This window comes from Stagnimonas aquatica (assembly GCF_003730135.1).
Lineage (GTDB): Bacteria > Pseudomonadota > Gammaproteobacteria > Nevskiales > Nevskiaceae > Stagnimonas > Stagnimonas aquatica.
Window position 1 is genome coordinate 552,181 of the sequence record NZ_RJVO01000002.1, and the last position, 12,391, is coordinate 564,571.

The 12,391-nt window shown below is 68.3% G+C and carries 12 protein-coding genes; 8 read left to right on the forward strand and 4 right to left on the reverse strand.

Features of this window, described 5'->3' with window-relative positions; all coding sequences use genetic code 11:
• Nucleotides 1-186 precede the first annotated feature (186 nt).
• Nucleotides 187-963: an SDR family oxidoreductase gene (locus tag ED208_RS06990; RefSeq protein WP_123211150.1), complete on the reverse strand. Its 777-nt coding sequence runs from the start codon at nucleotides 961-963 to the stop codon at nucleotides 187-189.
• Between the two features lie 176 nt (nucleotides 964-1,139).
• Between ED208_RS06990 and ED208_RS06995 the strand changes: the two genes are divergently transcribed.
• The 5 genes from ED208_RS06995 to ED208_RS07015 all read left to right on the forward strand — a co-directional run bounded on the left by ED208_RS06995 (nucleotide 1,140) and on the right by ED208_RS07015 (nucleotide 5,387).
• A complete protein-coding gene (locus tag ED208_RS06995) occupies nucleotides 1,140-1,982 on the forward strand; it encodes an alpha/beta fold hydrolase (protein WP_123211151.1) in 843 nt (280 codons plus the stop codon).
• 114 nt (nucleotides 1,983-2,096) lie between these two features.
• On the forward strand, nucleotides 2,097-2,894 hold the full coding sequence (locus ED208_RS07000; RefSeq protein WP_123211152.1) for a fumarylacetoacetate hydrolase family protein: 798 nt from the start codon (nucleotides 2,097-2,099) through the stop codon (nucleotides 2,892-2,894).
• Nucleotides 2,895-2,920: 26 nt separating this feature from the next.
• A complete protein-coding gene (locus ED208_RS07005) occupies nucleotides 2,921-3,838 on the forward strand; it encodes an acetaldehyde dehydrogenase (acetylating) (RefSeq protein ID WP_123211153.1) in 918 nt (305 codons plus the stop codon).
• Nucleotides 3,838-4,893: a 4-hydroxy-2-oxovalerate aldolase gene (gene dmpG, locus ED208_RS07010; protein ID WP_123211154.1), complete on the forward strand. Its 1,056-nt coding sequence runs from the start codon at nucleotides 3,838-3,840 to the stop codon at nucleotides 4,891-4,893. The genes ED208_RS07005 and dmpG overlap by 1 nt, the downstream gene beginning before the upstream one ends.
• An 11-nt stretch (nucleotides 4,894-4,904) precedes the next feature.
• A complete protein-coding gene (locus ED208_RS07015) occupies nucleotides 4,905-5,387 on the forward strand; it encodes a carboxymuconolactone decarboxylase family protein (RefSeq protein WP_123211155.1) in 483 nt (160 codons plus the stop codon).
• Between the two features lie 18 nt (nucleotides 5,388-5,405).
• Here the strand turns inward: ED208_RS07015 and ED208_RS07020 are convergent, their stop codons facing one another.
• On the reverse strand, nucleotides 5,406-7,271 hold the full coding sequence (locus ED208_RS07020) for a sigma-54-dependent Fis family transcriptional regulator (RefSeq protein WP_123211156.1): 1,866 nt from the start codon (nucleotides 7,269-7,271) through the stop codon (nucleotides 5,406-5,408).
• 236 nt (nucleotides 7,272-7,507) lie between these two features.
• Between ED208_RS07020 and adh the strand changes: the two genes are divergently transcribed.
• The 3 genes from adh to ED208_RS07035 all read left to right on the forward strand — a co-directional run bounded on the left by adh (nucleotide 7,508) and on the right by ED208_RS07035 (nucleotide 9,838).
• The gene (gene adh, locus ED208_RS07025) at nucleotides 7,508-9,022 is read left to right on the forward strand and encodes an aldehyde dehydrogenase (RefSeq protein WP_436286622.1); all 1,515 of its coding nucleotides are present in this window, start codon (nucleotides 7,508-7,510) and stop codon (nucleotides 9,020-9,022) included.
• Between the two features lie 73 nt (nucleotides 9,023-9,095).
• Nucleotides 9,096-9,521 (forward strand): DUF779 domain-containing protein, encoded by a 426-nt coding sequence (locus ED208_RS07030; protein WP_123211158.1) that lies wholly within the window; start codon nucleotides 9,096-9,098, stop codon nucleotides 9,519-9,521.
• Nucleotides 9,522-9,565: 44 nt separating this feature from the next.
• Nucleotides 9,566-9,838, forward strand: coding sequence for a peptidase (locus ED208_RS07035; protein ID WP_123211159.1), 273 nt, complete (start codon nucleotides 9,566-9,568; stop codon nucleotides 9,836-9,838).
• Here the strand turns inward: ED208_RS07035 and ED208_RS07040 are convergent.
• Both ED208_RS07040 and ED208_RS07045 read right to left on the reverse strand, forming a co-directional pair.
• A complete protein-coding gene (locus tag ED208_RS07040) occupies nucleotides 9,835-11,466 on the reverse strand; it encodes a phytoene desaturase family protein (RefSeq protein ID WP_123211160.1) in 1,632 nt (543 codons plus the stop codon). The two genes, ED208_RS07035 and ED208_RS07040, sit on opposite strands and share 4 nt — an antisense overlap.
• Before the next feature lie 94 nt (nucleotides 11,467-11,560).
• Nucleotides 11,561-12,367 carry an SDR family oxidoreductase gene (locus ED208_RS07045; protein ID WP_123211161.1) on the reverse strand — a complete coding sequence of 269 codons (807 nt, stop codon included), beginning with the start codon at nucleotides 12,365-12,367 and terminating at the stop codon, nucleotides 11,561-11,563.
• Nucleotides 12,368-12,391 lie beyond the last annotated feature (24 nt).

Here is a 12,391-nt window from a genome sequence, read left to right on the forward strand (position 1 = left end):
TAGACCGTTTGCCCAGCCTCAGGATTTCGATCTAGTCCCCTCCCCCGCTGGCGGGGGAGAGCTAGGGCGGCGGCGTCAGCCCGCAGTAGCCGCCAAACGCCCCCATCCCGCCGTTGGTTAGCTTGGAGTGACATTGGTCACTCCTCGCCGGGGCCAACACCTCCCACCGCCAGCGGGGGAAGGAGTTCAGCTTGTCTTGTTGGCGCTGGCCGCCGCCAGAAACGCCGGCCGCTCGCCGCCACCGTGCAGCACCAGATTGGTTCCCGAAGCATAGGCCGCCGCCGGCGAGGACAGCCAGACGCAGGCCTCGCCGATGTCGCGCGGCTCGGCCAGGCGGCCGAGCGGGATGGTGGCAGCGACTGCGGCGACGCCCTCGGCATCGCCGAAATGCAGGTCGGCATGCTCGGTGAGCACCGGCCCCGGACTGATGGCGGTGAGGCGCACCTTGGGCGCCCATTCCACCGCCAGCGATTGCACCAGACTCAGCACCGCCGCCTTGGCCGCCCCGTAGGCAGCGGTGCCCGGCGAGGGACGCAGTGCCGAGATGCTGGCGATGAAGACGATGCTGCCGCCGCCGGCCTGCTGCTGCATGAGCGCATTGGCCTTCTGCGCAAGGTGCAGGGGCGCCAGCAGATTGAGCGCGAAGATCTTCTCGTGGAAGCGCGGCGAGGCTTTGTCGGCCAGTGCGAAGGGCGCACCGCCGGCATTGTTGACCAGCACGTCGAGGCGGCCGTGGCGCTCGGCGATGGTGGCGAACAGTGCCTCGACGGCGGCGTGGTCACGGACATCGCAGGCGATGAACTCGGCGCGCCGGCCCGCCACTGCCGGCAGTTCGGCGGGCGTTTCACGGCCGCAGACGATCACCGTCGCGCCGTGCGCGAGAAAGCATTCGGAGATGCCACGGCCGACGCCCTTCGCGCCGCCGGTGACCAGGACCACGTTTGATTCCGCCACTGGAGCCATTCCTCGATCCGGCGTCCCCGTGTTCCGCGCCACGGCCCTACGCCCGCTGATGTACTGGACGACATGCTAGGCCAAGGGCTGCGGGCTTCCGTAGTCCGATTGGGTGACGCTGCTGAGCACCCGTTTGGCAAACATGCGCGGCACTCACACGCCGCCTGCCGGGAGCCTCCCGCCGCATGTCCAGCCCTACCCCCAATCTGCCGGTGCCGGAAGGCCGTTACGTCACCCTGGCCAATGGCTACCGCATCCACTACCTCGACGAAGGCAGTGGGCCGGTGGTGGTGTTCCTGCACGGCTCCGGCAACGGCGCCAGCGGCTACAGCAATTTCAAGGGCAACTACCCGGCGCTGGTGCAGGCCGGCTACCGGGTGATCCTGCCCGATCTGATCGGCTTCGGTTACTCCGACAAGCCCGACAACGTCGAATACCCGCTGGCCTTCTTCGTCGAATGCGTCAAGCAGGCGCTGGATGTGATCGGGGTCGAGAAGTACACGCTGATCGGCAACTCGCTGGGCGGCGCGGTGGCACTGGGCTTTGCGCTGACGCACCCGCAGAACGTCGAGCGGCTGGTGCTGATGGCGCCGGGCGGCGTCAGCGACATGCCGGACTATCTCGCCATGCCGGGCATGGCGGCGATGTTCGCGCACATCGCCACCGGCCAACCGTTCACCCACGAGACCATGAAGGCGTTCTTCATCAAGGCCTTCGTGGTCAACCCGGATTGCGTCGACGACGCCCTGGTCGCCGAGCGGCTGGCGCTGATGAAGCTACAGAACCCGCAGGTGATGAAGACCATGAAGGTGCCCAACCTCACCGAGCGCCTGGGCGAGATCGAATGCCCGGCGCTGACGCTCTGGGGCATCAATGAAAACATGATGCCGGAGAACGGCATCCTGCGACTCGCCAAGGGGCTGAAGAACGGCCGTCTGCTGACCGTGCCCAACTGCGGACACTGGGTGATGATCGAACACCGCGAGCTGTTCAATCGCACGGTGCTGGACTTTCTGCGCCATGGATAAGGTTTCGTGCGTGTCGGCGGGCAAGGCCCCCACCCTAGCCCTCCCCCGCACGCGGGGGAGGGAACTTGATAGCCATCCCCCGCGTGCGGGGGAGGGTTGGGTGGGGGCGCCGACATGGCACTGAACCCAGCCCGCATCCAGACCCTCGGCGACGAGTTGTTCGCCGCGCTGCGCGCGCGCTCCGTGCTGGAGCCACTCACCAACCGCGAAGCCGGCATCGACATCGACGACGCCTACCGCATCTCGCTGCGCTTTCTCGAACGCCGCACCGCCGAAGGCGAGCGCGTGGTCGGCAAGAAGATCGGGGTTACCTCCAAGCCGGTGCAGGACATGCTCGGCGTGCACCAGCCGGACTTCGGCTTTCTCACCGACCGCATGTGGGTGCAGAACGGCAGCACCGTCTCCATCGCCGGAGCCGGGATGATCCAGCCGCGCGCCGAAGGCGAGATCGCCTTCGTGCTGAAGAAGGACCTGAAGGGCCCGGGCGTCACCGAGGATCAGGTGCTGGACGCCACCGACTACGTCTCGCCCTGCTTCGAGATCGTCGATTCCCGCATCCGCGACTGGAAGATCAAGATCCAGGACACCGTCGCCGACAACGCCTCTTGCGGCGTGTTCGTGATCGGCCCGGACCGCGTCAAGCCGCAGGCGCTCGATCTGGCGGCGGTGAAGATGGACATCGCCAAGAACGGCGCCCATGTCGCCTCCGGCCTGGGCTCGGCGGTGCAGGGTCACCCGGCCACGGCGGTCGCCTGGCTCGCCAATACGCTGGGGCGCTTCGGCATTCCCTTCCTCGCCGGCGAGGTGATCCTGTCCGGCTCGCTGGCACCGCTGCTGCCGGCACTGCCCGGCGACCGCTTCGAGATGACGCTGGCCGGGATTGGTGCGGCCTCCATTTCCTTCGAGGCCTGAGGCCTCCAACGCTGAAGACGAAAGTCATGACCAAGATCAAGTGCGCCATCATCGGGCCCGGCAACATCGGCACCGACCTGATCTACAAGCTCAAGCGCAGCCCGGTGCTGGACCCGGTGTGGATGGTCGGCATCGACCCCACCTCCGAGGGCCTCAAGCGCGCCCGCGAAATGGGCCTGAAGACCACCGACCAGGGCGTCGACGGCCTGCTGCCGCACGTGCTGGCCGACGGCGTGCAGATCGCCTTCGACGCCACCAGCGCCTACGTCCACAAGTCCAACTCCGACAAGCTCAATGCGCTCGGCGTGCTGATGGTGGATCTCACGCCCGCCGCCATCGGCGGCCTCTGCGTGCCGCCGGTGAATCTGGAGACGCATGCCAAGGCACAGGCGATGAACGTCAACATGATCTCCTGCGCCGGCCAGGCGACCATCCCGATGGTCAACGCGGTATCGCGCATCCAGCCGGTCGGCTATGCCGAGATCATCGCCACGGTGTCCTCAAAGTCGATCGGCCCCGGCACCCGCGCCAATCTCGACGAGTTCACCTACACCACCTCCAACGCGGTCTGCGCGGTCGGCGGCTCGCGCACCGGCAAGGCGCTGGTGATCATCAACCCGGCCGATCCGCCGATGATCATGCGCAACACCATCTACTGCCTCACCGACGACGAACCGGACCAGGAGCGCATCCGCGAGTCGGTGCTGGCGATGGTGAAGGAAGTGCAGAAGTACGTGCCCGGCTACCGGCTGGTGAACGGCCCGGTGTTCGACGGCAAGAAGGTCGCGACCTTCATGGAAGTCGCCGGCCTCGGCGACTACCTGCCGACCTATGCCGGCAACCTCGACATCATGACCGCCGCCGCCGCGCGCACCGCCGAGATGTTCGCGACCGAGATTCTGGCGGGCCGCTACCAGCTGAAGGCATTGAAGGAGGCCGCGTAATGGGCGAGCTCAAGAACCTCAAGGGCCGCAAGGTCCTGGTCCACGACATGGCGCTGCGCGATGGCATGCATGCCAAGCGCGAGCAGATCTCCACCGCGCAGATGATCGAGGTCGCGACCAAGCTCGACGACGCCGGCGTGCCACTGATCCAGGTCTCGCACGGCGCCGGACTCGGCGGCAATTCGCTGCAGCACGGCTTCGCCATGCACAGCAACGAGGAGTACTGGGACGCGGTGGTCCCGAAGATGAAGCAGGCGAAGATTTCCTGCCTGCTGATTCCCGGCCTCGGCACCATGAAGGAGTTGCAGAGCGCCTACGACCACGGCGTGCGCAGCGTGCATGTCGCCACCCATTGCACCGAGGCCGACACCAGCCCGCAGCACATCGCCTATGCGCGCAAGCTGGGCATGGATGCCACCGGCTTTTTGATGATGGCGCACCTCAACGATCCGAAAGGCCTCGCCGAGCAGGGCAAGCTGATGGAGAGCTACGGCGCGCAGACCATCTACGTCACCGACTCCGCCGGCTACATGCTGCCGAGCGATGTCATCGCCCGAGTGCGGGCGCTGCGCGAGGTGCTGAAGCCGGAAACCGAGATCGGCTTCCACGGCCATCACAACCTCGGCATGGGCATCGCCAACTCCATCGCCGCGATTGAAGAAGGCGCCAGCCGCATCGATGCCTCGGTCGGCGGGCTGGGCGCCGGTGCCGGCAATACCCCGCTGGAGGTCTTCGTCGCGGTCTGCGACCGCATGGGGATTGAAACGGGCTGCGACCTGTTCAAGCTGATGGACCTGACGCAGGAGGTGATCTTCCCGCTGATGGATCACATCGTCCGCGTCGACCGCTCCTCGCTGACATTGGGCTTCGCCGGCGTCTACTCGACCTTCCTGCTGCACGCCGACCGAGCCGGCAAGAAGTACGGCCTGCCGGCGCGCGACATCCTGGTCGAACTGGGCCGCAAGAAGATGATCGGCGGCCAGGAAGACATGATCGAGGACACCGCCCTGACCATGGCCAAGGAGCGCGGCCTGTTCAAGGACAAGGCCGCGTAAGGAGCGCCAGCATGCCGAACATCGCGGTCACCGACGATCTCGGCAGTTGGATGGCCCTGCAGCCGTCCATGGCGCCCGGCCTGGTGGCGTTCAGCAATGCGGTCTATGGCCAGAGCCAGTTGCCGCGACGCGTGCAGGAGATCGCCCGCATGCGCATCGCGCTCGCCAACGAGTGCAGCGTCTGCCAGGGCGCGCGCTGGGCGGCAGGCAGCGATGACGGCCTCGACGAGGCCTTCTACGCGCAGGTTGCCGACTGGCGGCTATCCCCCATTTACAGCCCGCGCGAGAAGCTCGCCGCCGAGTATGCCGAGCGCTTCGCCAGCGACCATGTCGGGCTCCGGGCCGACGCCGGCTTCTGGCAGCGCCTGCGCGCCGACTTCAGCGATGCCGAGATCGTCGATCTCGCCCTGTGCTGCGCGCTCTGGCTGGGCGCCGGCCGCACCATGCGGGTGCTGGATGTCGGCCAGAGCTGTGCGCTGACTCTCGGCGGCTGATCCCCTGATCCGGCCGCTTCAGTGCGGCTTCTGCAACAGCCGCCGGTACAGGGTGCTGCGGCTGACGCCCAGACGCCGTGCGGCGGCGGAGACATTGCCCTCGGCCGCCGCCAGTGCGCTACGCATCGCCCCTTCGGCCAGCGCGCTGAGCGTAGCCTCGGTGGACACCGCCGCGAAGGGCTGTGGCGGATCGCGCAGGGCCGGCGGCAGATCGTCCAGCGTGAGCCGGCAATCGGGGCCGGCCAGCGCCAGCAGCGCACGCAGGCAGGAGACCAGCTCGCGGTAGTTGCCCGGCCAGTCGTGCGCCGCCAGCCGCGCCATCAGCTCGGCCGGAAGTGCCGACGGGGGGCCGGCTTGCAGCCGGATCCAGAGGTCGGCGATCAGGCCGGGCAGATCGGCGTGCTCGCGCAAGGCCGGCAGCGGCAGCGTGTACTGCGCGATGCGGTAGTAGAGATCGGCGCGGAAGCGGCCCTCGGCCACCGCCTGGCGCAGATCGCGGTGGGTGGCGCAGATCAGGCGGAAGTCCACCGCCACCGGCTTGCCGCCACCGAGCGGCGTCACCTCGCGCTGCTGCAAGACCCGCAGCAGCCGCGACTGCAAGGCCAGCGGCATGTCGCCGATCTCGTCCAGGAACAGCACGCCGCCCTGCGCCTGGCGCAGCAGGCCGACGGCACCGCGCCGGCGTGCGCCGGTAAAGGCGCCTTCCTCATAGCCGAACAGCTCGGACTCGATGAGATTTTCCGGCAGCGCCGCGCAGTTCACCGCCACCAGTGGCGCCTGGGCGCGGCTGCAGGCGGCGTGCAACTGCCGCGCGAACACCTCCTTGCCGGCGCCAGTCTCGCCTTGCAGCAGCACCGGCAGATCGGCGTCGAGGATCCGGCTGGCGCGTGCTAAAGCCTGACGGGCGGCGGCATCGAGCACGATGGCCTCGGTGATCGGCGTCGGACGAGCCGGCACGCCAGCAGCCGTCGCGCTCAGCGCCAGCGGCCTCGCCGCCTCGGCGTCCAGCCGGCCGTGAAACTCGCGCCCGCGCAGCCCCCGCAACGGCTGGCCGTCGCGCAACTGCGACAGCGTGGTGCCGAACAGCTCGGAATAGCGGCACTGGCCGAGGCTGTCCCAGTCCAGCCCCAGCAGCGCCAGGGCGTGGCGGTTGGCGGCGATCAGGCGCGGGCCATCGAACACCAGAACACCCTCGCGCGCGGTGCCCAGGTGGCTGCGCTCGCTGTGCAGGCGTAGCACCTGGCAGTGCGGGTAACGGCCCTCGAACAGCCGGTGCTCGATCTGGTCCACCACCACCCGCAGCAGACCCAGGGCGTGGGCATGCGGCAGCGCCGCGTGGCCGGAGAGATCGAGCGCGCCGGCAAGCCGGCCATCCGGTTCCAGGATCGGCGCGGCGTGGCAGCTCAGGATGCGGTGCGGCGCGAAGTAGTGCTCGGCGCCATGCACCGCCACCGGCCGGCGCTCGATCAGCGCCATGCCGATGGCATTGGTGCCGGTCGCGGCCTCGTGCCACTGTACGCCCGGACGCAGCGCCACACGCGCCGCCTTGTCGGCGAAATCGGTGCTGCCGACCGCGTCCAGCACCAGGCCCTGCGGGTCGGTGAGGATCACCACGCTGTCGGTGTCGCGGGCATCGAGATACAGCGCCTCGATCTCCGGCCGGCACAGGCGGCGCAGTTGCTCGTGGCGCTCGCAGGCTTCGCGCAGGCCGCCGCTGGACAGCGCCGCCACCTCGGGGGTCTTGGCGGCTTCCAGGCCTAGCGCCGCGCAGCGGGTCCAGGAGCGCAGGATAGGCTCGGCGATCAGGCCGCGCGGCGTGCGGCCGTCCTCGAAGAAGCGGCGTCTGGCGGCCAGCACCGCTTGATGGTCGTTGGTGGCTTGCATGGGTCTCCTCGGTCACTGTCGCAATCTGCGACACCTGTTCCGCACCCTGTTTCCCCAAGTTACATAGACGCGGCGCAAACGCAAACGACGCGGCTCGGCGGAAGCCGCGAGCACCGCCGACTTTCCTTCTGCGATCAAGCGAATAGCCCAGCCACCCCGACCTTGGCCGCAGGCTGGCATGGGCACTGCCCCCCGGAGACGGACACCACAACAACGGAGGAGCCTCACCGATGAACATGCCCCTGCTGCAAGCCAACAGCACCGCCTCGCCATTCCGCAGCCGCTACGCCAACTTCATCGGCGGCGACTGGCGCGAGCCGGTGGACGGCCGCTATTTCCAGAACCTCTCGCCGGTCAACGGCCAGGTGATCTGCGAGGTGGCGCGCTCCAGCGCAGCCGACATCGAGCTGGCGCTCGACGCCGCCCACAACGCCAAGGACGCCTGGGGCCGCGCCAGCAGCACCGAGCGCGCCAATGTGCTCAACCGTATCGCCCAGCGCATGGAGGACAACCTGCGCCTGCTCGCCCTGGCCGAGACCTGGGACAACGGCAAGCCGATCCGCGAAACCCTGGCCGCCGACGTGCCGCTGGCCATCGACCATTTCCGTTACTTCGCCGGCTGCATCCGCGCGCAGGAAGGCTCGATCGGCGAGGTGGACCACGACACCGTCGCCTACCACTTCCACGAGCCGCTGGGCGTGGTCGGACAGATCATCCCCTGGAACTTCCCGCTGCTGATGGCGGCCTGGAAGCTCGCCCCGGCGCTGGCCGCCGGCAACTGCGTGGTGCTCAAGCCGGCCGAGCAGACGCCGGCCAGCATCCTGCTCTGGGCCGAGCTGATCGGCGACCTGCTGCCGCCCGGCGTGCTCAACATCGTCAACGGCTTTGGCCTGGAAGCCGGCAAGCCGCTGGCCTCCTCCAGCCGCATCGCCAAGATCGCCTTCACCGGCGAGACCACCACCGGCCGGCTGATCATGCAGTACGCCAGCCAGAACCTGATCCCGGTGACCCTGGAGCTGGGCGGCAAGTCGCCCAACATCTTCTTCGACGACGTGATGCGCGAGGACGACGACTACTTCGACAAGGCGCTGGAAGGCTTCGCGATGTTCGCGCTCAACCAGGGCGAGGTCTGCACCTGCCCGAGCCGCGCGCTGGTGCACGAGAAGATCTACGACCGCTTCATGGAACGCGCCGTCAAGCGCGTGCAGGCGATCAAGCAGGGCAGCCCACTCGACGAGGCGACCATGATCGGCGCCCAGGCTTCCAGCGAGCAGCTGGAGAAGATCCTCAGCTACATCGACATCGGCAAGCAGGAAGGCGCGAAGCTGCTCACCGGCGGCGCCCGCGCCGCGCTCGGCGGCGATCTTTCCGGCGGCTACTACGTGCAGCCGACGGTGTTCGCCGGCCACAACCGCATGCGCATCTTCCAGGAAGAGATCTTCGGACCGGTGGTGTCGGTCACCACCTTCAAGGACGAGGAAGAGGCCCTGCATCTCGCCAACGACACGCTCTACGGCTTGGGCGCCGGCGTCTGGAGCCGCGACGCCAATCGCTGCTACCGCTTCGGCCGTGGCATCCAGGCCGGCCGCGTCTGGACCAACTGCTACCACGCCTATCCGGCGCACGCCGCCTTCGGCGGCTACAAGCAGTCCGGCATCGGCCGCGAGACGCACCGGATGATGCTCGACCATTACCAGCAGACCAAGAACATGCTGGTGAGCTACAGCCCGAAGGCGCTGGGCTTCTTCTGAGCGGCCACGGCCCGGGCGCGAGCACTGGCCCGCGCCCGGGCCGTTGATTGCCACCCCGCCGGAGCTTCAGGCCATGTCCCGCATCCCCAGGGTCACCGCCACGCCTGCGGCGCTGGCATTGATCGACGAATTGCGCGCCGCCCACGGCGCCTTGCTGTTCCACCAGTCCGGCGGCTGCTGCGACGGCTCCTCGCCGATGTGCTATCCGCTCGGCGAGTTCCTGCTCGGCGACGAGGACATTCACCTGGGGGCGATTGGCGGCGCCGCGTTCTACATCAGCCGGCCGCAGTTCGAGTATTGGCAGCACACCCAACTGATCATCGACGTGGTGCCCGGCCGTGGTGGCATGTTCTCGCTGGACAACGGCAGCGGCCGACGTTTTCTCACCCGCTCGCGTCTGTATGGCGACGAAGAGTGGCCGCAGCTGGCACCGGTCCGGCGCCATGCCGACACCGGGTTTGCAACGGAACCCGGGCTGGACTCGCCGGAAGCTTGCTAGGCTGAGGCAACGCCAAGCCCGTGCCACTGCCCAGAGAATCCCCGATGCGCGCTCTGCTCCACTGTGCCCTACTGCCCCTCGGCCTGCTGTCAGCCTGCGCTAAGGCCCCGTCCGCACCGCAACCCCAGCCGCGCATGGTGGGTGGCGACCGCGACGCGCAGGGCTGTCTGGTCGCCGCCGGCTACTCCTGGTGCGCCCGGGAGCAGGCCTGCACGCGCCCCTGGGAGCTGGCCGCCGAACGCGGCTTCCAGCTCAGCCGGGAGAACTTCGAGGCCTATTGCGCGGCCGCGCCCGCAAACGCCAACCATCCGGGCTAGGCCGATGCTGGTGCCGGTGCCGGCGGCTGCCAGCTCTTGAGCAGCTTGAACACCTGCCCGGCCCGGCTGCCCAGCATCGCCGCCGTGGTCAGCACGCCGCCCATCAGCGCGCCGCCGACGCCGGCGGTGACCACGTCCTGGCCGGTGAGATAGAGCCCCTTCACCGGCGTCACCGGGTGCAGCCACTTCTGCTCGAAGCGGTGCAGGTCGTGATCGAGCCCGTAGATTTCGCCCTTGCCGTACATGCCGAAGTACTCGGTGGAGAGCGGCGTCGACAGCTCCCAGTAGTCCATCGCGCCACGCAGTTGCGGCATCTGTTGGTACAGGCCTTCGAGCATGCGTTCGCCGAACTGTTTCTTCAGCGCCTCGTACTCGGCGCCGCGGTGGTTCCAGGTTTCCTTGGCCCACTTCTCGAACCACTCGTAGCGGCCGAGGGTGATGACCTCCACCGTGCTCTTGCCGGGGTAGTTCTTTTCCCAGTCCGGGTCCTTCGCCGAGGGGAAGGAGACGTAGAGCATCGGCAGAGTGTTGATCGGATCGTCGAGGAAGCGCTGCGTGTTGCCCTCGTGATCGGCGTTGGGATAGATCCAGAGATTGGTCTTGGGCAGGCCCAGCTCCTGCGCCGTGCCCTTGAAGCCGGCGTAGAGGCAGAGATGGCCGGAGGAGGCGTGCACCTCGCGCAGCTTGGCGGGGTAGCCGTGGCGCTGGCGCTCGGCTTCCGGCAGCAGGCTGCCGAAAGTCAGCTCGGCACCGGCGCTGCTGACCACCGCCGGTGCGCGGACTTCGCTGCCGTCTTCCATCCGCACGCCGACCGCGCGGCCGTCCTCGATCAAGAGCTCCTTCACCTTCGCGTAGGTGAACACCTCGCCGCCGCCGCTGCGGATCACCGGGACGATGGTGTCGGCGATCTTCCAGGAGCCGCCCACCGGATAGTTGCCGCCGGCGAAGTAATGCTTGGTGACGGCGGCGTGCATGATGAAGGCGGCGTCCGCCGGCGGCAGGCCGTAGTCGCCCCACTGGCCGGTGAGCACGGCGATCAATTGCTGGTTGCTGGTCAGCTTCTCCAGCACTGCGCGGGTGCTCATGAAGCATTCCTTCGGCACCCGGAAGCGCTTCAAGGCCTCGTAAACGCGGGCGATGCGCGGCGGCATCGCCTGGCCGGCGAAATAGCTCTGCATGCTGCCGCTGACCTTCTGCACCAGGCGGAAGTATTCGTCGATGGCCGCACTTTCTTCCGGGAAGTGGCGCTTCAGCTCGGCGGCGAGGTTCTCCTTGCCGGCGACGAAGTCGTAGTGCTGATCGCCGATGATGATGCGGTCGTAGCAGGCATCCATCGGCGCCCATTCGAGCTTGCCATCACTGATGACATCGAAGATGCGGCGCAGCGGCGCGTAGGGCTTGTGCACCTCGCCGATGTAGTGGACGCCGACATCCCACTCGTAGCCTTCGCGCTCGTAGGAATGGGTGAAGCCGCCGGCGGTGTAGTGCTGCTCCAGCACGCAGACCTTGCGGCCCAGGCGGGTAAGCAGCGCCGCGCAACTCAGGCCGCCGATGCCCGAGCCAATCACGATCACGTCGTAGTCCTGCGCGGCGCGGCCGGGCCGGTAGCGCTTGCCGATTCTCTTCATGGGCTCCCCCGATGTTTCGCGGCACCTTAGCGCAGCCAGGCGCCGGATTCAGCCGCAGATCGGCGGCCGGGAGAGAAAGATCCGTCGACGCCGATCAGTGGGCGTGAAATAGCCGCCGGAACAGCCGCTCGTACCAGCGCTGCGGTAACAGCGCGCGCAGCCACAGCGCCAGGCGCTCGATGGGGGCGATGGCCAGATGACGAAACACCGGTCGGGGATGCTCGACCAGTTTCAGCACCTGGCCGACGAAGCGCCGAGGGTCCAGCCCTTTGCGCTCGTCCTCCTCCATCCAGCCCACCGAGGCCTCGCAGCGGGCGGCGTAGGGCGAGCTGGCGGTCCAGCCCTGCACCCGTCGGCGCTGGGCGGTGAAGCCGGTGGCGAAGTTGCCCGGCTCGATGCAGACCACGGCGATCCCAAACGGCGCCAGCTCGAAGCGCAGTGCTTCCGCCCAGGATTCCAGCGCCGCCTTGCTGGCGCAGTAATAGGCCTGGAACGGCACCGGCAACTGCGTCACCAGCGAGCCGACCTGCACGATCAGCCCGCCGGCCTGCGCGCGAAACTGCGGCAGCAGGGCGCGGGTCACCCGCACGGCACCGAAGAAATTGGTCTCGAACTGCGCCTGCGCCTCGGCGCTGCTGCTGTCCTCGATGGCGCCGGCGATGCCGAAGCCGGCGCAGTTGATGAGTACGTCGATGCGCGGCTCGGCGGCCAGCAGCCAGGTGATGGCGGCCTGCACGCTGTCCTCGCGGTCCACGTCCAGCGCCAGCGGCTTGCAGCCGGCGAGGTCGCGCGGCGGTCGGCGGCTGGCGGCGTAGACCCGGTGCCCGGCTTCCGCGAGCGCCTGCGCGCAGGCTCGGCCCAGACCGGAGGAGGCGCCGACCACCAGGATGGTCTTGCTCATCCTTGGGCGGCCCGGCCGGCGCGG

What these genes read in the sequence shown, in the direction of transcription:
- ED208_RS06990 (WP_123211150.1), bottom strand. Translation starts at nt 963, where the DNA reads ATGGCTCCAGTGGCGGAATCAAACGTGGTCCTGGTCACCGGCGGCGCG.
- ED208_RS06995 (WP_123211151.1), top strand. Translation starts at nt 1,140, where the DNA reads ATGTCCAGCCCTACCCCCAATCTGCCGGTGCCGGAAGGCCGTTACGTC.
- ED208_RS07000 (WP_123211152.1), top strand. Translation starts at nt 2,097, where the DNA reads ATGGCACTGAACCCAGCCCGCATCCAGACCCTCGGCGACGAGTTGTTC.
- ED208_RS07005 (WP_123211153.1), top strand. Translation starts at nt 2,921, where the DNA reads ATGACCAAGATCAAGTGCGCCATCATCGGGCCCGGCAACATCGGCACC.
- dmpG (WP_123211154.1), top strand. Translation starts at nt 3,838, where the DNA reads ATGGGCGAGCTCAAGAACCTCAAGGGCCGCAAGGTCCTGGTCCACGAC.
- ED208_RS07015 (WP_123211155.1), top strand. Translation starts at nt 4,905, where the DNA reads ATGCCGAACATCGCGGTCACCGACGATCTCGGCAGTTGGATGGCCCTG.
- ED208_RS07020 (WP_123211156.1), bottom strand. Translation starts at nt 7,271, where the DNA reads ATGCAAGCCACCAACGACCATCAAGCGGTGCTGGCCGCCAGACGCCGC.
- adh (WP_436286622.1), top strand. Translation starts at nt 7,508, where the DNA reads ATGCCCCTGCTGCAAGCCAACAGCACCGCCTCGCCATTCCGCAGCCGC.
- ED208_RS07030 (WP_123211158.1), top strand. Translation starts at nt 9,096, where the DNA reads ATGTCCCGCATCCCCAGGGTCACCGCCACGCCTGCGGCGCTGGCATTG.
- ED208_RS07035 (WP_123211159.1), top strand. Translation starts at nt 9,566, where the DNA reads ATGCGCGCTCTGCTCCACTGTGCCCTACTGCCCCTCGGCCTGCTGTCA.
- ED208_RS07040 (WP_123211160.1), bottom strand. Translation starts at nt 11,466, where the DNA reads ATGAAGAGAATCGGCAAGCGCTACCGGCCCGGCCGCGCCGCGCAGGAC.
- ED208_RS07045 (WP_123211161.1), bottom strand. Translation starts at nt 12,367, where the DNA reads ATGAGCAAGACCATCCTGGTGGTCGGCGCCTCCTCCGGTCTGGGCCGA.